Source organism: Streptomyces sp. TLI_55, from assembly GCF_900206255.1.
In the GTDB taxonomy this organism is placed as follows: domain Bacteria; phylum Actinomycetota; class Actinomycetes; order Streptomycetales; family Streptomycetaceae; genus Streptomyces; species Streptomyces aquilus.
This window is the reverse complement of the sequence record NZ_OAOJ01000001.1, coordinates 5895334-5917129: the sequence shown is the minus strand read 5'-3', so window position 1 is coordinate 5917129 and position 21796 is coordinate 5895334. Positions and strand designations below refer to the sequence as shown.

18 protein-coding genes are annotated in these 21796 nt (G+C 70.4%); 7 read left to right on the top strand and 11 right to left on the bottom strand.

Features of this window, described 5'->3' with window-relative positions; genetic code table 11:
- Positions 1–6: 6 nt before the first annotated feature.
- From CRP56_RS27385 to CRP56_RS27365, 5 genes are all read right to left on the bottom strand, one after another.
- Positions 7–2406, bottom strand: a complete 2400-nt coding sequence (locus CRP56_RS27385; RefSeq protein WP_097268336.1) for a galactose oxidase-like domain-containing protein — start codon at positions 2404–2406, stop codon at positions 7–9.
- A complete protein-coding gene (locus CRP56_RS27380) occupies positions 2403–3575 on the bottom strand; it encodes a glycosyltransferase (RefSeq protein ID WP_097268334.1) in 1173 nt (390 codons plus the stop codon). The genes CRP56_RS27385 and CRP56_RS27380 overlap by 4 nt, the downstream gene beginning before the upstream one ends.
- The gene (locus CRP56_RS27375) at positions 3572–5182 is read right to left on the bottom strand and encodes an ArnT family glycosyltransferase (RefSeq protein WP_097268332.1); all 1611 of its coding nucleotides are present in this window, start codon (positions 5180–5182) and stop codon (positions 3572–3574) included. The genes CRP56_RS27380 and CRP56_RS27375 overlap by 4 nt, the downstream gene beginning before the upstream one ends.
- Complete coding sequence (locus CRP56_RS27370; protein ID WP_097268330.1) at positions 5179–6447, bottom strand: glycosyltransferase; 1269 nt, start codon at positions 6445–6447, stop codon at positions 5179–5181. Before CRP56_RS27370 ends, CRP56_RS27375 begins: the two co-directional genes overlap by 4 nt.
- Positions 6448–6588: 141 nt before the next feature.
- The gene (locus tag CRP56_RS27365) at positions 6589–8622 is read right to left on the bottom strand and encodes a thioredoxin domain-containing protein (protein WP_097268328.1); all 2034 of its coding nucleotides are present in this window, start codon (positions 8620–8622) and stop codon (positions 6589–6591) included.
- Between the two features lie 161 nt (positions 8623–8783).
- Between CRP56_RS27365 and CRP56_RS27360 the strand changes: the two genes are divergently transcribed.
- The gene (locus CRP56_RS27360) at positions 8784–11987 is read left to right on the top strand and encodes a tetratricopeptide repeat protein (protein ID WP_097268326.1); all 3204 of its coding nucleotides are present in this window, start codon (positions 8784–8786) and stop codon (positions 11985–11987) included.
- A gap of 34 nt (positions 11988–12021) precedes the next feature.
- Here the strand turns inward: CRP56_RS27360 and CRP56_RS27355 are convergent, their stop codons facing one another.
- On the bottom strand, positions 12022–12276 hold the full coding sequence (locus CRP56_RS27355) for a hypothetical protein (protein WP_179851125.1): 255 nt from the start codon (positions 12274–12276) through the stop codon (positions 12022–12024).
- Complete coding sequence (gene mca / locus CRP56_RS27350) at positions 12269–13150, bottom strand: mycothiol conjugate amidase Mca (RefSeq protein WP_097268321.1); 882 nt, start codon at positions 13148–13150, stop codon at positions 12269–12271. The genes CRP56_RS27355 and mca overlap by 8 nt, the downstream gene beginning before the upstream one ends.
- A 140-nt stretch (positions 13151–13290) precedes the next feature.
- Between mca and CRP56_RS27345 the strand changes: the two genes are divergently transcribed.
- Both CRP56_RS27345 and greA read left to right on the top strand, forming a co-directional pair.
- On the top strand, positions 13291–13689 hold the full coding sequence (locus CRP56_RS27345) for a DUF4307 domain-containing protein (protein ID WP_097268319.1): 399 nt from the start codon (positions 13291–13293) through the stop codon (positions 13687–13689).
- A 168-nt stretch (positions 13690–13857) separates the two neighbouring features.
- Complete coding sequence (gene greA, locus CRP56_RS27340) at positions 13858–14358, top strand: transcription elongation factor GreA (protein ID WP_097268317.1); 501 nt, start codon at positions 13858–13860, stop codon at positions 14356–14358.
- Between the two features lie 59 nt (positions 14359–14417).
- Here the strand turns inward: greA and CRP56_RS27335 are convergent, their stop codons facing one another.
- The 3 genes from CRP56_RS27335 to ilvA all read right to left on the bottom strand — a co-directional run bounded on the left by CRP56_RS27335 (position 14418) and on the right by ilvA (position 17670).
- A complete protein-coding gene (locus CRP56_RS27335; protein ID WP_097268315.1) occupies positions 14418–15281 on the bottom strand; it encodes an ABC transporter permease in 864 nt (287 codons plus the stop codon).
- Positions 15278–16255, bottom strand: coding sequence for an ATP-binding cassette domain-containing protein (locus CRP56_RS27330; RefSeq protein ID WP_097268313.1), 978 nt, complete (start codon positions 16253–16255; stop codon positions 15278–15280). Before CRP56_RS27330 ends, CRP56_RS27335 begins: the two co-directional genes overlap by 4 nt.
- 176 nt (positions 16256–16431) lie before the next feature.
- Complete coding sequence (ilvA, locus tag CRP56_RS27325; RefSeq protein ID WP_097268311.1) at positions 16432–17670, bottom strand: threonine ammonia-lyase; 1239 nt, start codon at positions 17668–17670, stop codon at positions 16432–16434.
- Between the two features lie 163 nt (positions 17671–17833).
- Here ilvA and CRP56_RS27320 point away from each other — a divergent pair, with 163 nt between their 5' ends.
- The 3 genes from CRP56_RS27320 to CRP56_RS27310 all read left to right on the top strand — a co-directional run bounded on the left by CRP56_RS27320 (position 17834) and on the right by CRP56_RS27310 (position 19354).
- Positions 17834–18340: a MarR family winged helix-turn-helix transcriptional regulator gene (locus CRP56_RS27320; RefSeq protein WP_179143498.1), complete on the top strand. Its 507-nt coding sequence runs from the start codon at positions 17834–17836 to the stop codon at positions 18338–18340.
- Positions 18341–18525: 185 nt separating this feature from the next.
- The gene (locus tag CRP56_RS27315) at positions 18526–19029 is read left to right on the top strand and encodes a sigma factor-like helix-turn-helix DNA-binding protein (protein WP_097274515.1); all 504 of its coding nucleotides are present in this window, start codon (positions 18526–18528) and stop codon (positions 19027–19029) included.
- Between the two features lie 76 nt (positions 19030–19105).
- Positions 19106–19354 (top strand): hypothetical protein, encoded by a 249-nt coding sequence (locus tag CRP56_RS27310; protein ID WP_097268309.1) that lies wholly within the window; start codon positions 19106–19108, stop codon positions 19352–19354.
- Positions 19355–19364: 10 nt separating this feature from the next.
- On the opposite strand, the gene CRP56_RS27305 is transcribed toward CRP56_RS27310, so the two are convergent.
- Positions 19365–20522: a cystathionine gamma-synthase gene (locus tag CRP56_RS27305; RefSeq protein WP_097268307.1), complete on the bottom strand. Its 1158-nt coding sequence runs from the start codon at positions 20520–20522 to the stop codon at positions 19365–19367.
- A gap of 121 nt (positions 20523–20643) precedes the next feature.
- On the opposite strand from CRP56_RS27305, the gene CRP56_RS27300 reads away from it, so the two are divergent.
- The gene (locus CRP56_RS27300; protein WP_097268305.1) at positions 20644–21762 is read left to right on the top strand and encodes a hypothetical protein; all 1119 of its coding nucleotides are present in this window, start codon (positions 20644–20646) and stop codon (positions 21760–21762) included.
- Positions 21763–21796 lie beyond the last annotated feature (34 nt).

The following is a 21796-nucleotide window of genomic DNA, read 5'->3' as shown; positions in this document are numbered from 1 at the left end:
TGGGGACTACCCCTTCCTGATGTCCGCCTTCCCGCAGGCGATCCCGTCCTTGTTGCGGTCCAGGCCCAGCGGGTCGTCCTTGCCGTTGACCTTCAGGCGGCCGTAGTCGTTCTTCTTCAGCCAACTGCAGCGGGCGGCCGTCGTCGCCTTCACCTCCTTCGGGAACGCCGTCGGCACGCAGACGTTGATCGAGCCGTAGTGGCGGTCGCAGCCGGAGACGGTCGGGCTGACCTTCTGCGAGGTGCGCTTCTTGCCGGGCCCGGTGACCTTGCCGGAGAGGTCGTCGGCGAAGGAGTGGACGTGGGCCGAGGCGTCCGTCGCGCTCAGCGCGGCCGGGCCTTGCAGGTGCACCCACTTGGCCACCGAGGGCACCCCGTTGGCGTCCACCGCGAAGAGCATGTACCAGCCGGGCGGCGCCAGGTTGGGGTTGCTCGTCACGTTCAGGTCGACGTTGTTGCCGTTCACCGACAGCGGCAGGTCCACGAACCGCTGGTTGGGGTCGGAGGAGTGCGTCACCGCGGCCGGTCGGATCAACTCGGCCTTGGCGATGGGCCGGTCGACGGTGATGCGCTGGGTGTCGCCGTAGTTCCACTCGGTGTCGATGACCGAAGTGATCGACGGCCGCGTGCCCTTGAGGAGATACGGCGGCGTGTAGATCGACACGTTGTGGTTCCAGGTGCCGTTGCCCGGGTTGTCACCGGTCGCCATGACCCGGCCGTCGGGCAGCAGGAACGCGGACGAGTGGTAGCCGCGGGCCTCGGGGTCGGCGGCGACGGGATCGAAGGTGTTGCTGTCAGGGTCGTAGAGCGACGCCTCGAAGACCGGGTTGGCCCGGTTGTGCAGACCGCCGCCGGTCTCCAGCACCTTGCCGTCGGGCAGCAGTACGGCGGAGACGTACATCTTGCCCTGGTTGCCGGTCTCGGGGATCTTGCCGTTGCCGAGGTCGACCGTGCCCTGCGGGATCGGCGGACCGGCGACGTAGGCAGGGTTGGCCTGCTTGAGGTCGATGACGTCGGTGAGGCGGTTGCCCTCCGGGTTGGAGTCGATGTTGCCGCCGCCGAGGGTGAGGACCTTCTGGTTCTGCGCCGGGGGCAGCAGCACGCTCGCGGACTGGTCGCGCTGGTCCTTGTTCTGCAGGCCCGGGATCTGCGTGACCGTGTTGGCGTTGTAGTCGTAGATCGCCGATCCGGTGCCCGGGATGTTGTTGCCGAAGACATGGCTGCCGGAGTAGAAGAGGCGGCCGTCCTGCATCAGGATCATCGACGGGTACAGACCCCAGTACGACCAGGTCTGGTTGACCTGCCACAGCGCCAGCCACTTCTGCTGGGCGTCCGACCAGTACTCGGCGGTCACCGACCCGGTCGAGTCCTCGCGCAGGCCGCCGAAGGAGATGACGTCACCGTTGCCGAGCTCGGTCGCCGACGGGTACCAGTGGCCGTCGTTGAGGTCGTTGGTCTTGCTGTAGGTCTCGGTCTTCGGATCGAAGATGTACGAGTCCTTGTAGCCCTCGTAGCCGTGCCCGCCCGGGACCGGGAACGCCTTGTTGCCGCTCATCACCAGGACCCGGCCGTCCTGGAGCTGGATGTGCCCGGCGCAGAACATGTCCTTCGGGGTCGGGATGATCTTGTAGGAGCCGTCGGCCGGGTTGTAGACGGCGGACGTGAAGGTGCCCGCGTTGAAGTTCTCCTCGCTGTTGCCGGAGCCCGCGATCAGCAGCACCTTGCCGTTGTTGAGGACGACGGAGTGCATGGAGCGGACCGGGTTCTGCGTGGGCAGCACGTCCCAGCGGCCGTTGGCGCACTGATCGGCCGTGCCGGTGCACTGCGCCGGCGGCAGCGGGTCGGCGACCTGCTCCATCGTGTAGTCGTCGGTGGTCGCGGAGCCGGTGCCGTAGACCGAGACGCCCCACGTGATGCGGTCGGTGCCGGTGGGGACCTCGGGGGTGCGGACGCTCGCCTGCGTCCAGCTGCCCGCCATGTCCAGGGTCTTCAGATCGGTCCAGTACTGCCAGCCGGCGGTGGTGTCGTGCCGGAAGAGGGTGATGGCGGCGTCCGGGGTCGTCGTCTTGTACCAGAGGCTCAGGTCGTACTGCTTGCCCACCGTCACTCCGGGCGCGCACTCGGCCGACTCGGTGATGAGCGCCTTGCGGTCGCCGCTCACCCGGCGGGTGAGCTCGACCTTCATGGCTTTGGAACCGGAGTGGGCGCCTGAGGTGGTGGTGAACGTGAAGTCGTTGTCGCCCCAGCCGGACTTCTCCCAGCAGTACGGCATGTCGCCGCTGCCGGCGGTCTCGAAGCCGGGGTTCTTGATGAGGTTGGCGGCGGAGGCGGGTTGCGGTGCGGCGAGGAGGAGACCGGCCGTGAGGGCGGTCACCCCCAGCAGAGCGCGTCTGCGGCGGTTCTTCATGCGGTGCGGCTCCTGTTGTGGCGGGTTCTACGCGGGAGATAGACCAGCGCTTCGGTCCCGACGAAGCGCAGGACGAACGTGATGACCAGGGCCAGCGCGGTGGCGGGCAGCGCCGACAGGCCGAAGTGCGTGACCAGCAGCGCGATCAGCGGGATGCGCAGCACCAGGTCCGCGTTGGCGAGCAGCGCGAACCGGACCGTGCGGTCGGCCCAGTGCCGGTGGCGGCGCCGGTCGCGGAAGAGCACCTTCTCGATGAGGTAGAAGTTCCAGGCCACGCCGAACTGGTTGGCGACGATCTCGGCGGCCAGGTAGTGCAGTCCCAGGTGCGTGAGCGCCCACAGGCCGACCAGGTTGGGCACGAAGCCGGTGAGCCCGATCAGCCCGAACACGATCATGCGGGCCAGCGGGGTCGCCGTGCGCAGTCCGGCGAGGTGGCGCAGGAAGCGGCGTCCCTCCTCGGCCGTGGACTTGGACTCGCCCGCGAACCGCTCCTGGAACACGAACGGCACCTCGGTGACCGCGCGCGGCCGGCTCCGCACCGCCAGTTCCAGCAGGATCTTGTAGCCGAGCGGCTGGAGGACCTCCGCCGTGATGTCGCTGCGCCGGATCGCGAAGAAGCCGCTCATCGGGTCGCTGATGCCGTGCAGCCGGCGTGGGAAGAGGGACTTGGTCAGCCAGGTCGCCCCACGGGAGACGACCACGCGGTAGCTGCCCGCGAGCCCGGCGCGGCTGCCGCCCTTGATGTAACGGGAGGCGACGACGAGCCCGGCGTTCGCCCGCTGCCCGGTCGCCACCAACTCCGGTACCAGGGACGGCGGATGCTGGCAGTCGCCGTCCATGACGACGATCCAGTCCGACCCCGCCGCCTTCATGCCCTCCACGACCGCCCCGCCGAGTCCGCCGACCGGCTCGTCCCGGTGCAGAACCGTCACCGGGAAGGGGCAGTCCTTCGCGGCCTCGCGGATCACCTGCGGGGTGTCGTCGGTGGAGTCGTCCACGAAGACGACCTCGCAGGGCAGCCGGCCGGGCACCGACTCGGTGATCTGGTGCAGGAGTTCACGGACGTTCGCGGACTCGTTGTACGTCGGGACGACGATGGTGACGGCGGCCGGTTCGGGAACCTCGGAGGCCGTCAGATCCGGTACGGGTGCGGTGTATTCCTGGCTCATCGGACGCCTCCGGTGGCGTTCTGGATCTGTCGGATCTCGATCCGGTCCGCGCCGGTGCCGAAGACGGCGACCGGCTTCGAGTGCTGGATGGCGGCCTTGACGTTGGGCAGGTCCACCGCGTCGCGGCGCACGGTCGGCGAGGCCACGACGTAGTCGAGGTCCTTCCAGCCGTGCGGCATCGTCTTCGTGACCGCCGGGTCGAGGTCGGCCTTGTAGAACCAGATGACGCCGAGCCCCGGCTTGTACCCGGAGTGCACCAGGTCCAGCCAGAGCGCGTCGTCGACGAGCACCCGCGTCTTCCCGGGCTGCGCCACCTCGCTCGCCATCCAGTGCGCGGCGGCCCGGTAGGGGGCGTTGGCGTCGGCGGTGACGGCGGTGCGGTCACCGTCGTACCAGCGCGGTACGACGTACACGCAGGCGGCGACGGCGAGGACCGCCGCGATGCCGTAACGCCCCACCCAGCGCATCCGGTTGAGGACGGCGTGGGCGACCGACGCGGTGCCGCCGGCGAGGACGAGGGCGAGGAACGGCAGCGCCTGGATGATGTACATCGCGGGCAGATAACCGCTGGGCCGCATCGCGACCAGGGCCAGGATGCCCACGGCCAGCGCGGGTCCGGCGAGTGCGCGGGCGGTGACGGACCAGCGCCAGGTGGCCAGGAGCAGCAGGGCGCCGGCGAGTCCGCCGAGGGGCAGGACACGGTCGTAGTAGAGCCACGAGGTGAGCACCCCGTGCGAGCCGGACCCGTCGTCGAGGATGAAGCCCGAACCGGGCCTGGTCATCTGGTACTTGATGCCGTCCCACAGCGAGACGTGCCCGCCGCCGGGGAGCAACTCGCCCTTCAGCAGGGCGAAGAGGGGGTACGCCAGGCCGATCAGGGCGCAGGCGGTGACCGCGCCGGTCAGGGCGAACTTGCGGGTCTCGCGGTGGCTGTGCCGCCACATGGTGACGAAGACGGCGGGGAGGACGAAGATCATCGTCTCCTTGGTCAGCACGGCCGCCGCCGCCGCGATGCCCGCGCCGAAGTGATGCCACAGGTGACGGCTCGGGGAGGCGGCGAGAGCGAACGCCACCAGGGTCCACATCACCGCGAGGTTGTCGAGGAAGATCTCCCGCTGGAGGACGACGGAGAGCGGGGAGAGCCCGAACAGGGCCATGCCCAGCCCGGCGGCCCAGCGGGGCAGGGACAGCCGCCGTCCGATCACATAGACGAGGACCGCGCTGATGGCGCTGATCAGCAGCATCACCACGCGCATCGAGCCGACGGTCATCGAGTCGGGGCTCAGCAGCTTCGGTATCCAGGTGAGCACGGCGATCTGGATCCAGCCGAGCGGCGGGTGGTCGTACCAGTAGGTGTAGTGGGCTAGGCCTTTGTGCTCCTGGACGGCCCAGGCCTGGGCGAGGTAGGTGCCCTCGTCGTCGCTGAGGGTGGGGTAGTCGGCGATGTTCCAGCCCTGTACGACGAGGATCGCGACGAGGAGGGCACCGCAGAGGAGGAGATCGGGGCGCCTGGACGGGCTTGTTCGACCGGCCGAACGCGTTTCAGGCACAGGCTGTCGCTGCGCGGGGACCTTCGGAGCGGTCACCGCGGGAAGGGTGGAGGTCACGCAGGGACGTCCTCTCGGAGAACCGCCGTGTTGTGGAGGTGGGCGCCCACGTGGCTGGTCAACTCCCAGTCGGTGCGCCCGCGTTGCTCACGCCATACGGCGCGCAACGCGGCCCCGGCGAGGAGGAGCTGGTAGAAGGGGCCGCCCACGATCAGCTTGAGGTAGTGCACGAAGCGCACCCGCAGGCCGTACTGCTTGCCGAAGTCGTGCAGTCCGACGATCTCGAAGACGAAGGTCACCAGTGCCGTGACGGCCGGCAGGAAGGTGATGAAGGCGATGCCGACGGGCACGTCGAGGAAGAGCGCGATCGCCACGTTGAGCGGGATGATCACGCCGGTGAAGGCCTGGAGGAACGGGGTCATGAGGGTGTACCGGGCGAGCAACCGCTGCCCGAAGCTGGGCAGTTGCTTCCAGTCCTTCTTGCGGTAGACCTGAAGGAAGCCCTGGTTCCAGCGGGTGCGCTGCTTGAGCAGGGACATCAGGCTGCCGGGGGTCTCCTCGCGGGTGACCATGTCGGAGTCGTAGGCGACGACGACCTTCTTGCCGATGGACGACAGCCGCACCCCGAGGTCGCAGTCCTCGGCGAGGCACTCGGAGTCCCAGCCGTCGGCGGCCCTCAGGACGTCCGTGCGGACGAAGACGGTGTTGCCGCCGAGCGGGATGAACCCCTTCTGCGCGTGCAGATGGAGCCGTGAGCGGAACCAGAAGAAGTACTCCAGGCAGTTGCGCAGGGAGTACCAGCTGGAGTGGAAGTTGATGAGCTGGACGCCGCCCTGGACGACGTCCGCCCCGGTGGTCCGGAAGGCGTGGTCGACGTGGGCGAGGAGCTCCGGGTGGACCTGGTCCTCGGCGTCGAAGACCCCGACCACGTCGCCCCGGCAGTGCGGCAGCGCCGTGTTCATCGCCTTCGGCTTGTTCTTCTTCTCGTGGGTGTCGACGACGACCCGGACGCGCGGATCGCGCTCGGCGGCCGCTTCGGCCACCGCCGCGGTCTCGGGATCGTCGTGCCCGACGATGACGATGATCTCGAAGTCGGTGTGGCTGGATTCCAGCAGGCGCTTGATGGTGTGGTCGAGGACGGCCTGCTCGTGCCGCGCGGGCAGCAGGAGCGAGAACGCGACCTGTTCTCCCCCGTCCGGTCTGCTGAACCGGGTGGAGGCCAGCACCTCGGGCGTACGCCACGCGTGCATCTGCCACCACAGGGTGAACGCGGCCATCCAGAACAGGGCCAGAGAAACGGCAACGATGAAGACAGACGTCAGCAAAAAGATCCCCCCAGATCCTGAAAACCCCCTGTCGCGGCAGGCCAGTCACTCCTGCCGCGTCACTGTGGAGAGGTTATGGGTGATCTGTGAAGTGCGAGGGATCTTCCGATAAATACTATGTTTCGTAGTGGTGTGGTGACTTCACCCGTTCAAGGATGATCGAAGCCGTTCGACCTCGGTCGTCGGTGCGTCACACGTGAAGTTACGGCAGACGTACGCGGCCGGTTCACCGCTGACGAGCGGCCGGTCGGCGAGCAGCGGAAGTTCGTCGCTCCCCACGGCCCCCGCGGCGACGACGGCACCGGGAGCGGTCCCCAGAAGTGCCGTACGGTGCAAGGCCTTTGTAGCCGGATCGTCGAGGGCGGGGCCCACGACGGCGACCTCCCGCGGCCCGTCCAGCAGCGCCTCGGCGACCGCTAGCCCCCACCCGATGAACCGCGGCACCCGCGGCCCGAGCGCCTTCACCACGCCCAACGCCCGCTCGGCGGCGGTGCGATGAGGCTCGGCACCGGTCTGCGCGGCATAACTGAGCAGCGCCCCCGCGGCGGCGGTCCACCCGGACGGCACGGCGTTGTCGGTCGGGTCCTGGGGCCGCCGGATGAGCCGCTCGGCGTCGGAGGCGGTGTCGTACAGCGCGCCCGACTCCTCGTCCACGAACCGCACGAGCACATGGTCGAGCAGGAACCCGGCGAACTCCAGCCACACCCCCTCCCCCGTCACGGCCGTGAGCGCGAGGAACCCCTCCGCGACATCCGCGTAGTCCTCCAACACCCCCGCATTGGCGCCGACATGCCCGTCCTTGCTGGTCCGGGCGAGCCGCACCTGCTCGTCGAGATGCAGCCGTACGAGGAGATCGGCGGCGGCGACGGCGGCCTCGACCAGGTCGGGGCGGTCGAAGTAGGCGCCGGTCTCGGCCAGCGCGGCGATCGCGAGCCCGTTCCAGGCGGCGACGACCTTGTCGTCCCGGCCGGGAGCGGGCCGGGCGTCGCGGGCGGCAAGCAGCCGCTGCTTGATCGACTCGACCTTCTCGGCGTCGAACACGCCCTCGTGCTGCGGCAGTTGCAGCACGGAGGCCCTTTCCTCGAAGGTCCCTTCGTCCGTCACCCCGAAGTACTGCGCGGCGAGTTCGGCATCCTCTTCACCCAGCACCTCGACGAGCTGCGCGGGCGTCCACACGTAGTACGCCCCCTCGACGTGCTTCCCGCTCCCGTCGTCGCTGTCGGCGTCCAGCGCGGAGGCGAACCCCCCCTCGTTCGTACGCAGTTCACGCACCATGAAGTCGGCGGTCTCCAGGGCGACGCGGCGGGCGAGCTCGGAGCCGGTGGACCGCCACAGATGGGCGTACACCCGGCACAGCAGCGCGTTGTCGTAGAGCATCTTCTCGAAGTGGGGCACGACCCACTCCCGATCGACGGAGTACCGAGCGAACCCACCTCCCAGCTGGTCGTAGATCCCGCCCCGAGCCATCCGCTCACAGGTGTCCCGCGCCATCTGCAAGGCCCCCTCGGACCCGGTCCGCGCATGATGCCGCAGCAGAAACTCCACCACCATGGACGGCGGAAACTTCGGCGCCCCGCCGAATCCACCACGCTGCGCGTCGTACTCCCGCGTCAGCCCGAGCAGCGCCTGAGCGAGCTCCTCCTCGCCGGGCGCCTGCGAGTCGCCGTAGGAGATCTCCCGCCCGGCGAGGTCCCGCACGATCTTCTCCGCCACCTCGGTGACCTCGTCCCGCCGGTCGGCCCACGCACTGCGCACCCCCTCCAGCACCTGCCGGAAGGACGGCATCCCGTGCCGGGGCGCGGGCGGGAAGTAGGTACCGAAGTAGAAGGGCTCGGCGTCCGGCGTCAGAAACACGGTCATCGGCCACCCACCCTGCCCGGTGGCGGCCTGCACGGCCTCCATGTAGACGGCGTCGACGTCGGGACGCTCCTCGCGGTCGACCTTGATGTTGACGAAGTGGGCGTTGAGGTAGTCGGCGGTCTCCTGGTCCTCGAAGGACTCGTGCGCCATCACATGGCACCAGTGGCAACTGGAGTACCCGACGCTGAGCAGCACCGGTTTCCCGCTCTTGCGCGCCTCCTCGAAGGCCTCACCGGACCACGGCCACCAGTCGACGGGGTTGTCCGCGTGCTGGAGGAGGTAGGGGGACGTCTCTTGGGCCAGTCGGTTCGGCATGGGGTCCATCCTGCCGCAGTACCCCGGCCGCCACGCGACAGGCAGGTCGCCCGCCACGCGGCAGGCGGCTCGCAGAAGGTGATCCTCCGGCCCTCTCCCCACAGCGACCCGTCCGCCGCACACTTGACCAAGGAACCGTTGTCGTCGGAGGGGGACGGGACATGCGGGACAGCCATCGGGGGGACGCCGAGCGGCTGGTGGTCCGGGCCGTGGAGGAGGAGGTGCGGCGGTCGGGCGGGCGGATCGACGGGGGTGTGCTGCTGTCGCGGGCCCGCGGCGCGCTGGACGCCATGGCCGAGACGGCCGCCGAGGAGTACGAGGCCTACACGCGCGCGCTGGACGAGGCGGCGGCCGGGCAGCTGACGTTCGGGCAGCGGTACGCCCAGCAGGGCGGCGGAACTCCCTTACTGGTGGCCGGAGTCGCGGCCGCGGCGGCCGTCGTCGCCGACCTGGCGCTGGGGACCGGCGCGGGGACGGCCCTCGGTGCCGGGGTGACCGTGGGGGTCGTAGGGGCCGCGGCGACCGTGGTGAAGGTCGCCGGGTCTCATCTGCCGGCCGCGCATCACCGGGCGGGCGCGGCGAGTCAGCCGGGCGGGCCCGAGCAGCTGCGGCTGTCGTGGCTGACCGCGCTCGACGTGCGGGGCATCCGGCCGTTCCTCGATCAGCAGCGGGTGCTGAGCGCGTCGACCGGGCCGAAACAGAAGACGGGGCCGCGGCTGAAGGGCGCCGACAAGAGCGCGGCGGCTCGCGGGCGGAACGTGCTGGAGCAGTCGTTCGGCCAACTCCCGGATCCGGTCGCGGAGTTCGCCGGGCGTCGGCAGGAGCTGGGGCGGATCAGACAGTGGGTGCAGTCGGCGCGGGCCAGCACGGAGACCCGGCCGACGGTGGTCGTGCTGCACGGTCCGTCCGGCAGCGGCCGTTCCGCGCTCGCGCTGCAGGCCGCGCACGATCTGCGGGACTACTTCCGGGGCGCGTGCGTGGTGGACCTGCGCGGCGACAGCCCGGAGGAGCCGCCGCTGTCCACCCGTGACGCCCTGCTGCATCTGCTGAACCGGCTCGGCGCGCCCCGCGAGCAGCTGCTGTTCCGGGAGCGTTCCTCCCCCGACCAGCAGGTCAAGCGGCTGAGCGAGCTGTACCACCAGCATCTGACGGGCCTGCCGGTGACGGTCCTCCTGGACGACGCCTCGGACCCCGAGCAGGTCCGCACCCTCGTCCCCGAGCGTTCGGACAGCCTGGTCCTGGTCACGAGCCGCACCGCCTTGCGGCTGCCCGCCGATCTGCCGGCCTGGGTGCACCATCTGCCGGTCGAGGCCCTGGACCCGGCGGGCGCGGAAGAGCTGCTGGCCGCGACCGCGCAGGACAAGCCGGAGCCGTACGACGCCGAATCCGCCGACCGGATCAGACAGTTGTGCGGTGGTCTGCCGCTCGCGCTGCGCATCGCGGGCTCGGCTCTCGGCCCGCGTTCACCGCGTCAACTGGCCGCGGACCTGGGCGCGTACGGCCCGGTCGAGCCGATCGAGCGAGTGCTGTGGCTGCGGTACACCGACCAGTCGGACACGGCCCGCCGCCTGCTGCGCCGGCTGGCGCTGGCGGGCCGGGCGTCGCTCGGCGCGGCCGCGGCGGCGGCGCTGCTCGCCACCGACCAGTCGGAGGCGCGGCGGCAGCTCGTCGCGCTCTCCCGCGCGGGCCTGCTCGACCATGTCCGCGGGGACCGCTACCGCCTGCACGACCTGGTCCGCGCCTTCGCCCAGGCCCGTCTCCTCGACGAGGAGGAAGCGGCGGAGCGCACCTCGGCGCAGGAACGTCTCATCGTGAACTACGCGGAGCTGGCGGATTCCGTCCTGCGCCTGGTCGACGGCAACATGTCGACCCGCTCGGACCGCTTCAGCCCGCACGGCTTCACCTCGCTGGACGAGGCACTGCGCTGGCTGGACGACGAGTCGAGCTTCATCACCTCGACCCTGCGGCACGCGGAGGGGGTCAACCAGGCGGCGGTGCTGAGCCTGCTGGGCGCCCTGTGCGACTACTGCCTGCTGCGCGGCGACCTCTACCGCCTCGGCGAGATCAGTGAGCTGGCCCAGGCCGTCGACCAGGGCCTGCTGGTGCGCTCGGTCCAGTGGCGCACCGGCATCGCGGCCCGTCAGCTCGGCGAGCTGGACAAGGCGCGCACGACGTTGACCTCGGTGGTCGACCTGTACATGGAGGCCCACCACGACGCGGGCGCGGCCAGGGCCCTGTGCTCCCTCGGCATCACGCTGCACCACCAGGGCAATCTGACGGAGGCGGCGGCCAAGCTGCACGAGGCGCTGGACCTCCAGGCGGCCCCCGAGCTGGCGACGGACCGCGCCTGGACGATGCACGCGCTGGCGGCGGTGGAACGCGACCGCGCGCACCTGTCCGAGGCCATGGACCTGCTCGGCCAGTCCCTGGTCCTGCACCGCGCGGGCGAGTCCGTGCACGGCGAGGCCTGGGCCCACTTCCAGCTCGGCCAGCTGGGCCTGCGCATGGGCGACGTCCCCAGAGCCGAGCAGGAGCTGCGCACGGCCCTGGATCTCTACGGCCGCACGCGCGACGCCCGCGGCGAGGCCTGGGCCCTGACCCAGCTGGCCCGCGCCCGCCTCGTCGCCGGCGATCCCTCTCCGGCGGTGGACGGTCTGCGTCAGGCGGCGTCCCGGCACCGCGAGAACGAGGACGCGCGGGGCGAGGCCTGGTCGGTGTACTACCTGGGCCAGGCGCTGGAGGAGACGGGCAACCTGGATCTGGCGGTCCGCGAGCTGGAACGCTCCCGGCAGATGTTCTCCCGCATCCGCGACGTCTACGGTCTGGCCTGCGCCCGGCACCACTCGGCGCGCGTGACCCGCGACCAGCGGGCGGCCCAGACGGGTTCCCTGCGCAACTCGGGTTTCGCGCGGCAATTGCTGGTCGACGCCCGCGCCGACTTCCAGCGCATCGGCGTCGCGCACGGCGAGGCGTGGACGTGCCTGGAGCTGGCGGTGGTGGACGCGGGCAACGCCCGTACCCCGCAGGCGCTCGCCCTGTGCGACGAGGCGATCGGCCTGTTCACCTCGTACGGCGACCGCCGCGGCGAGGACTGGGCCCGCTTCCTGCGCTGCACCCTGCTGCCCTACGCGGCTCCGGGCGGCGTGGAGATCGGTACGGCGGTGGCGCAGGAGGAGCTGTCCCAGCTGGCCCGCGCCGGCCATCCGTCCCGGGACGAGAAGCTGGACGACTACGTGGAGGCGTATCTGCTGCTTCTGGAGCGGGGCATCAGCCTGGAGTCCGGCTGGCAGGCCTGGCGACTGGGGATGGTCCCGAACCGGCATGCGCGGGAGGTCATGGGGGTGGTGGTGGCGGCCAGGAGCTGACCGCCACCCGCCATGACCGGGGTCAGGGCCTGCCCTAGCTCTGGCCGGCGCCGGGCTTGGCCGAGGCCGTCTCGGAGGCGGTCGCGGCCTCCGGGTCGGGGGTCTCCTCGAAGTCGACCCTCCTCAGCTGCCGGCTCATGCTCTTCATCAGGCCCCACACCGCCAGCGCCATCACCGCGAAGACGATGAAGCCGAGGACGCCGGGGGTGACCTTGTTCTCGTCCACCTCCTTGGCGAGGGGGACGAGGTGCGTCATTGCCAGGCTCACGCTTGCGCTCATGTCAGGCATTGTCGCGGATGCCCGCGAAGAGGTCGTCCTCGGGGAGGGAGGTATCGACGAGGGACTTGGCGAGCTCGTACTCCTCCGTCGGCCAGACCTCCTTCTGGACCTCCATCGGGACCTTGAACCAGCCGCCGTCGGGGTCGATCTGCGTGGCGTGCGCGATCAGGGCCTTGTCGCGGATCTCGAAGAACTCGGCGCACGGGATGTGCGTGGTCAGGGTGCGCTCGGTGCGCTCGATCTCGTTCCAGCGCTTGAGCCAGTCCCCGTACGGCGACTCCAGGCCGCGGTCCAGCATCGCCTGGTGCAGCGCCTCGGTGCGGGGGCGGTTGAAGCCCTGGTTGTAGTAGAGCTTCTGCGCCTGGTAGGCGGGGCCGAATTCCGCCTCCGGGTACTTCTCGGTGTCCGCCGCGCCCTCGAACGCCACCATCGAGATCTTGTGGGTCATGATGTGGTCGGGGTGCGGGTAGCCGCCGTTCTCGTCGTACGTCGTGATGACCTGGGGGCGGAACGCGCGGATCTTGCGGACCAGCTCGCCGGCCGCCCGGTCGACGTCCTCCAGGGCGAAGCAGCCCTCCGGGAGCGGGGGCAGCGGGTCGCCCTCGGGCAGGCCGGAGTCGACGAAGCCGAGCCACTCCTGCTTCACGCCGAGGATCTCGCGGGCCTCGTCCATCTCCTTCTTGCGTACCTCGTGGATGTGCTCCTCGATGTACTTGTCGCCCTGCAGCTTCGGATTGAGGATGGAGCCGCGCTCCCCACCCGTGCAGGTCACGACCAGCACGTCCACCCCCTCGGACACGTACTTCGCCATGGTGGCCGCGCCCTTGCTCGACTCGTCGTCGGGGTGCGCGTGAACGGCCATCAGTCGCAGCTGGTCAGTCAAGACTCAAATCCTCAGTAAGTCGGCGCCCCGGTGTCTTCGGGTGCGATCGGCGGCTTCTATAGTGACCGAATCGGGGGGCGAATAATTCCGGGGTCCGGCTGGGGCCCGGTTTCCGTCCGGTTTCTGCCGAGAGGACGATCATGAGCGCGTCGACCACGCGACTGCCCGAGGGCCGTTACGGCCGCTCCTCGGACGAGCGCGCCGACCACAAGCTCAAGATCGCCGGTGCCGTGCTCGGGGCGCTGCTGCTCGCGATGATCGGCTATTTCGCCTGGCACTACGTCGCCAAGAACGAGATCAGCGCCGAAGTGATCACCTTCGAGCCGGGCAAGACCTCGGTGCAGGTGCATCTGGAGGTCCGCAAGGACGCCGGCGCCGGCGGCTACTGCACGATCCGCTCCCAGGCCGAGAACGGCGCCGAGGTGGGCCGGGCCGATTTCCGCTTCTCCGGCAACGCCACCCGCATCGACAAGGTCGTCACGCTGCGTACGACGTCCCCGGGCACCACCGCCGAGCTGCTGGGCTGCCACGCCGACTGAGTTCAGCCGCATTGCGTAGTGGCTGACCTGCGTTGACGTGATTCTGATGGCTTATGTCCTCCCCCTTCGGCCGCTGAATTGTTAGGCTCGTGGTTTCGCCCATCCGTGAAGGAACATTCTTCTGGGTAGGGCGATGCTTTGTATTCCCAGTACCTACGAGGAGCACCTGTGACCCAGACCAGCGAAGACGTCACCTGGCTTACGCAGGAGGCGTACACCAAGCTCAAGGAAGAGCTGGCGTACCTGTCTGGTCCCGCGCGCGAGGAAGTGACCGCGAAGATCGCGGCCGCGCGCGAGGAGGGGGACCTGCGCGAGAACGGCGGGTACCACGCGGCCAAGGAAGAGCAGGGCAAGCAGGAGCTCCGCATCCGCCAGCTGACCCAGCTCCTGGAGAAGGCCAAGGTCGGCGAGGCCCCGGCGTCCGCCGACGGCGCGGTTGCCCCCGGCATGGTCGTGACGATCGCCTTCGACGGCGACGAGGACGACACGATGACCTTCCTGCTCGCCTCCCGCGAGTACGCGAGCTCCGACATCGAGACCTACTCGCCGCAGTCCCCGCTGGGCTCCGGCGTGATCGGCCACAAGGTCGGCGAGGACGCGGAGTACGAGCTGCCCAACGGCAAGAAGGCGTCCGTGACGATCCTCAAGGCGGAGCCCTACAACGGCTGAGCCGGCTGCACCCCGGCTGTGACGGCCCCCGGAGTCCCCTTGGGACACCGGGGGCTTTGTCATGCCGTCGCCGAGCGGTACTTCCTGACCGACAGGGTTCTGAAGACGACGATGATCAGGAGCGAGTAGATCAGCGAGGCCCACACCGGATGCTGCATCGGCCAGGCCTCGGAGGGCGAGACGCCCGGGTTGCCGAAGAGCTTGCGGCAGGCCTGGACGGTGGCGCTGAACGGGTTCCAGTCGGCGATGTGGCGCAGCCACGGGGTCATGTGGCTGGTGTCCACGAACGCGTTCGAGATGAAGGTGACCGGGAAGAGCCAGATCAGGCCGCTGGACGTGGCCGCCTCCGGGGTGCGGACGGACATGCCGATCAGGGCGCCGATCCAGGTGAAGGCGTAACCGAGCAGGAGCAGCAGCCCGAAGGCGCCCAGCACCTTGCCCGCGTTGGTGGGCGCGTCCGATCCGACGCGCCAGCCGACCAGCAGGGCGACCACCGCGAGGACGACCAGGGTGAGCGCGGTCTGGACGAGGTCGGCGAAGGTGCGCCCGGTGAGGACCGCGCCTCTGGCCATGGGCAGGGAGCGGAAGCGGTCGATGAGGCCCTTGTGCATGTCGTCGGCGATGCCCGCGCCGGAACTGGCGGTGGCGAACGTGACGGTCTGCGCGAAGATGCCGGCCATCAGGAAGTTCTTGTAGTCGGTGGCGCTGGTGCTGCCGCCGATCTGCATGGAGCCGCCGAAGACGTACGTGAACAGCACCACGAACATGATGGGCTGGATGAGCCCGTAGATGATCATCTCGGGGATGCGGGACATCCGGATGAGGTTGCGCTGGGCGACGACCATGGAGTCCCGGACGGACTGGCTGACCGGGTTGCCGGCCGGTGCGACGCGCGCGGTGTCGGTGTCGGTGACGGCGCTCATTTCTTGACGGCCTCCTCGTTGCTCGTGATGGCCTCCTCGGCCCCATGGCCGGTCAGGGAGAGGAAGACGTCGTCGAGGGTGGGGCGGCGCAGTCCGATGTCGTCTATCTCGATGCCCCGGGTGTCGAGCTCGCGGATGACCTCGGCGAGCAGCTTGGCGCCGCCGGTGACGGGGACGGTGAGCTTGCGGGTGTGCTCCTCGACCGTGGTGTCCCCCTTGCCGAAGCCGCGCAGGACCTCGGAGGCGGTCGAAATGTCCTCGCGCTCATGGACGACGACCTCGACGCGCTCACCGCCGGTGCGGGCCTTGAGCTGGTCGGAGGTGCCCTGGGCGATGAGCCGGCCGTGGTCGACGACGGCGATGTCATGGGCGAGGTGGTCGGCCTCTTCGAGGTACTGCGTGGTCAGCAGCAGGGTCGTACCGCCGGAGACCAGGCGCTTGATGACGTCCCACAGCAGCTGGCGGTTGCGGGGGTCCAGGCCGGTGGTCGGTTCGTCCATGAACATCACGGGCGGGGAGACGACCAGGGCGGCCGCGAGGTCGAGACGGCGGCGCATGCCGCCGGAGTAGGTCTTGGTGGGGCGGTCGGCGGCGTCGGCGAGGTCGAACTGCTCCAGCAGCTCGGCCGCCCGGGCCTTCGCGGCCTTCGCCCTCATCTGGTAGAGCCGGCCGACCATCTGGAGGTTCTCGCGGCCGGTCAGATACTCGTCGACCGCCGCGAACTGGCCGGACAGTCCGATGGATCGGCGCACGGCGTCGGGGTGCTTGAGGACGTCGATGCCCGCGACGACCGCCGAGCCGCTGTCGGGTCGCAGGAGGGTGGTCAGGCATCGGACGGCCGTCGTCTTGCCCGCGCCGTTCGGCCCGAGCAGGCCCAGGACGGTGCCTTCCGGCACGTCCAGGTCGACGCCGTCCAGAGCCCTTACGTCACCGAAGGTCTTCACCAGGCCTTCGGCATAGATGGCGCCTGGCATATGAGTCTCCACGTCGTCGGGGATTCTTCGAAAAGCCTAGGTTTGCGCTGGTGGTGTCGCCCGTCGTTTTCTCTCGACTTCTTGCAACGTCTCGCGACGTCTCTCGACGCACCATAACGCGATGTATCGCGAGTCTCAATGGAATTTCCCGAAAGGGTGAATCCAAGCCGCTGACCTCAGTCGATGACCGTGTAACCCGCGTTCCGCAGGGCCTGGCCGACCTCGGCGCAGTGCTCGGGACCCTTCGTCTCCAGGTGCAGCTCGACCTCCGCCTCCGTGAACCCGAGCCGGGGGTCGGTCCGTACATGGCTCACGTCGAGGACGTTAGCGTCGACCACTGACAACACCCCGAGGAGCGTGGCGAGGGCGCCGGGCCGGTCGGTCAGGCGCAGGCGTACGGCCAGGTAGCGGCCCTGCGCGGCCATGCCGTGCCGCAGGACGCGCTGCAGCAGCACCGGGTCGACGTTGCCGCCGGACAGCACCGCGACGACCGGTCCCTCGAAGGCGCCGGGGTCGCTCAGCAGCGCCGCGACGGGGCTCGCGCCGGCCGGCTCGACGACCAGCTTGGCCCGCTCCAGGCTCAGCAGCAGCGCCGCGGACAGCTCGTCCTCGGTGACCGTACGCACCTCGTCGACGAGGTCGCCCACGATCTCGAACGGCACATCGCCGGGCCGCCCGACCTTCATGCCGTCGGCCATCGTCGCCGGGTTCTCGATCGACATCGGGCGCCCGGCCGCCAGCGAGGGCGGGTACGCCGCCGCGCCCGCCGCCTGGACGCCCACGATCCGCACGTCGGGCCGCAGGGACTTCACCGCGACCGCGACCCCGGCCGCGAGACCGCCGCCCCCGATCCCGAGGACGATCGTGCGCACCTCGGGGCACTGCTCCAGGATCTCCAGACCGACCGTGCCCTGGCCCGCGATGACGTCCGGGTGGTCGAAGGGGTGGATGAACACCGCCCCCGTCCGCTCCGCGTACTCCTGCGCGGCGGCCAGCGTCTCGTCGACCACCTGTCCGTGCAGCCTCACCTCGGCGCCGTACTCCCGGGTCGCGCTGATCTTGGGCAGTGGGGCGCCCTTCGGCATGAACACCGTCGACCGCACACCCAGCAGCGACGACGCCAGCGCGACGCCCTGCGCGTGGTTGCCCGCGCTCGCGGCGACGACGCCGGCCGCGCGCTCCTCGGGCAGCAGGCCGGCGATCCTGACGTAGGCGCCACGCAGCTTGAACGACCCCGTGCGCTGGAGGTTCTCGCACTTGAAGTGCACCGGCGCACCCACCAGCTGGGAGAGATGCCGGCTGCCCTCCATCGCGGTCACCCGCGCCACGCCCGTGAGCATCTTCTGGGCGCCGCGCACGTCGTCGAGGGTGACGGGCCGCAGGGAGCGCAAGGAGTCAGCCGTGCCATAGCTCATGACACCAGCATCGCAGTTCACAGGCGGGAACGGCCGCTGTGACCAACCTCCGAGACCGGTTTGCGCAGCGCCGGTACGGCCCGCCTTCCGGCCGCGTACCCTGTCCCCCAACCCAGCACCCTTTACCTGAAGCGAGCCCCCGGCCATGCCCACAACACCTGAAATGTCGATGGACATGACGACCGTCGGTGACACCGGTCTCCTCGACACGCTCCAGCACGAGGTGGCGGTCTTCGCCCGACGTGCCGAACAGACCCGGCTCGGCGGGGTGGGGCAGGTGCGCAACTCCATGGACCGCGCCGCATACCTGCTGCTCAACCGCCTCGACAAGGAAGGCCCGATGGGCGTCAAGGCGCTCGCCGCGAGCATGGGCATCGACTCGTCGACGGTCACCCGGCAGGTGGCGCCGCTCGTGGACACCGGGCTCGTCAAGCGCACCTCGCACCCGGAGGACGGGCGCGCGGTGGTGCTCCAGCTGTCCCCGCGCGGACTGTCTCGCCTGGAGGAAGTGCGCTCCTCCCGGCGTCAGTTGATGGCCGAGCTGACACACGACTGGGCGCCGGAGGAGCGCGAGGCGTTCTGCACGCTCCTCACGCGCTTCAACACCGCGCTCTCCTCCCGGATGGCGGCACAGGGGCTGCCGGGGGCGGACGCGCCGACGGCTTCCTGAGGGAGCCGGAGGACTTCCGGGTTGCCGTGCCCACCGCCCGCCGGGGCGGAACGGCGCGCGGCTCTTGACCGAAAGGCCACCCCTGGCCTCATATGAGACCGGGTCCCGATTCGCACACGGTTCCGTATCCCGTACGCGACCAGGGTCCCGTTCCCTCGTACGGTCGGCCTGAGGCGGGAGGCGTGGTGCGACAACGGCATGCGTCTCAGGACGCCCGCCGGGCCCGGGAGTTCAAGGCGTTCGTCGCGGGAGCTGCCGGGCGGCTGTTGCATGCCGCGACGCTCCTCACCGCGGAGGCCCCGGACGACAACCCACGCGCGCGGCGCCTGCTCACGCTGTCGCTGGCGCACACGTACGCGTGCTGGGACGGACTGCACGGCGAGGACCCGTACGACCGCACCCGCCAGTACCTGGCCACGCGCTTCGCCCGGGCCGCGTGGCACCAGTACGGCGGCCTGTTCGGCGCCCGCCCCCATCCCGCCGCCCCGCTGGCGGGCCTGGCCCCGCAGGAGCGGCTCGTCCTCGTCCTGAGGCTCTACGAAGGGGTCGCCGAGGAACAGACGGCGGCCCTCCTCGGCCTGCCGACGGACCGCGTCCACACCATCTGCGACCGGGCAACGGCAACACTGCTCCACCCCCCACGGGGCCCGGCCCCGACGGTGGGCGGGGCGAAGGTGGCGGCGTCATGAGGGGGCCGGGGCGGTTCGGTGGCCCGGCCGGAAGGAGGCCCGGGCGGATCGGTGACCCGGCAGTAAGGGGGCCGTGGTGAATCGGCCCGAGCGGGAGGCAGCCGTACGGCGCGTCATGGAGCAGGCGCATCCGCCGGTGCCGCCGGAGCTGCACGACGAGGTGGTGCGCCGGGGTGCCCGGATGCTGCGGCGCAGGCGGGCGGCCCGCCGCGTGCTGTGGTTCCTGCTGTTCGCGGCGAGCGTGGCGTTCGTGGTGTGGGCGGTGATGGCCCGCCCCTGGGTGGAGCCGCCGTCGACGACGACTCCACCGCTGACCGGCTGGTGAGCCGGACGGGTTAGCGGCCCAGCGCCTGCTGGAGGTCCTCCAGCAGGTCGTCGACGTTCTCGATGCCCACGGACAGGCGCACCAGGTCGGCCGGCACCTCCAGGGCGCTGCCCGCCACGGACGCGTGCGTCATACGGCCGGGGTGCTCGATCAGGGACTCGACGCCGCCCAGGGACTCGCCCAGCGTGAAGACCTTGGCGCGGTTGCAGACCTCGACGGCCGCCTCCTCGCCGCCCTCGACCCGGAAGGAGACCATGCCGCCGAACGCGCGCATCTGCTTGGCGGCGACCTCGTGCCCGGGGTGGTCCTCCAGGCCCGGGTAGAGGACCTTGGTCACGCGCGGGTGCCGGGTCAGCATGTCGGCGACCTTGGTGGCGTTCTCGCTGTGCCGGTCCATGCGCACCGACAGCGTCTTGGCGCCGCGCAGCACCAGCCAGGAGTCGAAGGGCCCGGCGACCGCGCCCATGGCGTTCTGGTGGTACGCCAGTTCCTCGCCGAGCGCCTCGTCACCGACGACGAGCGCACCGCCGACGACGTCGGAGTGGCCGCCCATGTACTTGGTCAGGGAGTGCACGACGACGTCGGCGCCGAGCGCCAGCGGCTGCTGGAGGTAGGGCGTGGCGAAGGTGTTGTCGACGACGAGCCGCGCGCCCGCGTCCCGCGCGATCTGCGCGACGGCGGCGATGTCGGTGATGCCGAGCAGCGGGTTGGAGGGGGTCTCCACCCACACGGCCTTGGTCTTCGGGGTGATGGCGGCCCGTACGGCGGCGGGGTCGCTGGTGTCGGCGACCGACCACTCCACGCCCCAGCGGGCGACGACCTTGGCGAAGAGGCGGAAGGTGCCGCCGTACGCGTCGTTGGGGATGACCACGTGGTCGCCGGGGCTGAGCAGCGTGCGCAACAGGCAGTCCTCGGCCGCCAGTCCGGACGCGAACGCGAGACCCCGGCGGCCGCCTTCGAGGGCGGCGAGGTTCTCCTCCAGGGCGGTGCGGGTGGGGTTGGCGCTGCGGCTGTACTCGTAGCCGCCGCGGAGCCCGCCGACGCCGTCCTGCTTGTAGGTGGAGACCTGGTAGATCGGCGGGACGACCGCGCCGGTCAGGGGATCGGCGGTGTTGCCCGCGTGGATCGCGAGGGTCTCGAAGTGCTGACTGATGTGCCTGTCGCTCATGGGCCCCGAGCGTAGTCCGCATTCCGGACCGATGTCGGCTGTGAGGTGTACATGCCATGGGTTGTTCACAGGCCGGGGGCCTGGTTGGCCAATTGTCGGCGGCGTCTGGAACGCTTGTGGCATGGAGATTCTCTGGGTCCTGATGGCCGTGGTCATGCTGGGCTTCGTGGTGCTGCCCGTCCTGAGGCGTCGACGGGGCATGATCGAGCAGGTCCCGCCGGGCCACCCCGACGCCGCGGACCCGGCGGACTACGGCTTCGTACGGCAGGAGGAGCTGGACGTCCGGATGCCCGGCCCCGACCAGGACCTGCTGGACGTCCTGGACCTCGTGCAGCGCACCCAGGACTACCGCGCGGCCTCCCAGCTCCTCGCCGGCACCGAGGCGGCGGGCGAGCTGCGCTGGCAGCGGGTGCAGGCCTTCGCGGGGGCGGCCTCCCTGGAGCTGGCGCGGCGGCCGGGCGGGGTGAGCGAGACGCCGGGCGGGCAGTGGCTGCGGGTGTGGCGGGCCGAGGCGCCGAAGGACGCGGGCGGCGCGGCGGTGCACGCGGAGTTCCTGGTGCAGCAGGCGTGGCGGACGGCGACGCCGGGCACGGACGACTTCCGGATCATCATGGAGGAGGCGAAGGCGGCGTGCGGCGAGGCGGCGCTGCTGGCTCCGGGCGACCCGATCCCGTACATCGTCGAGCTGTCGGTGGCGCGCGGACTCGCGTACTCCCGTGAGGAGTTCGAGCAGCTCTGGCTGAAGATCCTGGACCGCGCGCCGGCGCACATGGGCGCGCATCTGGCGGCGCTGCACTACTGGTGCGAGAAGTGGCACGGTTCGCGCGAGCAGGCGATGTCCTTCGCGGAGGCGGCCGCGGCCCGCGCGCCCCAGGGCTCCCTCCTCTCGGCGATGCCGCTGTTCGCGGTCTTCGAGCACCTGCCCGAGGTCAACCTGGTCGCCGGCTTCTACCAGAGCGAGGTCGTGACGAAGGCGATACACGGCGCCCTGCACGCCGTGCACTCGGCCCGCGCGGACGACCCGATGCTGGCGCACGTCCGGCACATGCTGGTGTTCTTCCTGGTCCGCGGCGAGCGCTGGGCTGAGGCCATGAACCAGCTCCTCCACATCGACGGCCATGTGGGCGCCCTGCCGTGGACCCTGTCCCCCGACCCGGCGGCGGAGTTCGCGGTCTACCGGGCGCTGGCGGTGGCGGGTTACGAGGCGAACGGCGGCAGCCCGGCGACGCTCCCGCACTGAGAGCCCGTGTCTCTGAGGCGCGGCGCCGGAATGC

What these genes read in the sequence shown, in the direction of transcription:
- CRP56_RS27345 (WP_097268319.1), top strand. Translation starts at nt 13,291, where the DNA reads ATGAGCGCGTCGACCACGCGACTGCCCGAGGGCCGTTACGGCCGCTCC.
- CRP56_RS27330 (WP_097268313.1), bottom strand. Translation starts at nt 16,255, where the DNA reads ATGCCAGGCGCCATCTATGCCGAAGGCCTGGTGAAGACCTTCGGTGAC.
- CRP56_RS27355 (WP_179851125.1), bottom strand. Translation starts at nt 12,276, where the DNA reads ATGCCTGACATGAGCGCAAGCGTGAGCCTGGCAATGACGCACCTCGTC.
- CRP56_RS27335 (WP_097268315.1), bottom strand. Translation starts at nt 15,281, where the DNA reads ATGAGCGCCGTCACCGACACCGACACCGCGCGCGTCGCACCGGCCGGC.
- CRP56_RS27360 (WP_097268326.1), top strand. Translation starts at nt 8,784, where the DNA reads ATGCGGGACAGCCATCGGGGGGACGCCGAGCGGCTGGTGGTCCGGGCC.
- CRP56_RS27365 (WP_097268328.1), bottom strand. Translation starts at nt 8,622, where the DNA reads ATGCCGAACCGACTGGCCCAAGAGACGTCCCCCTACCTCCTCCAGCAC.
- CRP56_RS27300 (WP_097268305.1), top strand. Translation starts at nt 20,644, where the DNA reads ATGGAGATTCTCTGGGTCCTGATGGCCGTGGTCATGCTGGGCTTCGTG.
- CRP56_RS27320 (WP_179143498.1), top strand. Translation starts at nt 17,834, where the DNA reads ATGTCGATGGACATGACGACCGTCGGTGACACCGGTCTCCTCGACACG.
- CRP56_RS27305 (WP_097268307.1), bottom strand. Translation starts at nt 20,522, where the DNA reads ATGAGCGACAGGCACATCAGTCAGCACTTCGAGACCCTCGCGATCCAC.
- ilvA (WP_097268311.1), bottom strand. Translation starts at nt 17,670, where the DNA reads ATGAGCTATGGCACGGCTGACTCCTTGCGCTCCCTGCGGCCCGTCACC.
- CRP56_RS27380 (WP_097268334.1), bottom strand. Translation starts at nt 3,575, where the DNA reads ATGAGCCAGGAATACACCGCACCCGTACCGGATCTGACGGCCTCCGAG.
- CRP56_RS27385 (WP_097268336.1), bottom strand. Translation starts at nt 2,406, where the DNA reads ATGAAGAACCGCCGCAGACGCGCTCTGCTGGGGGTGACCGCCCTCACG.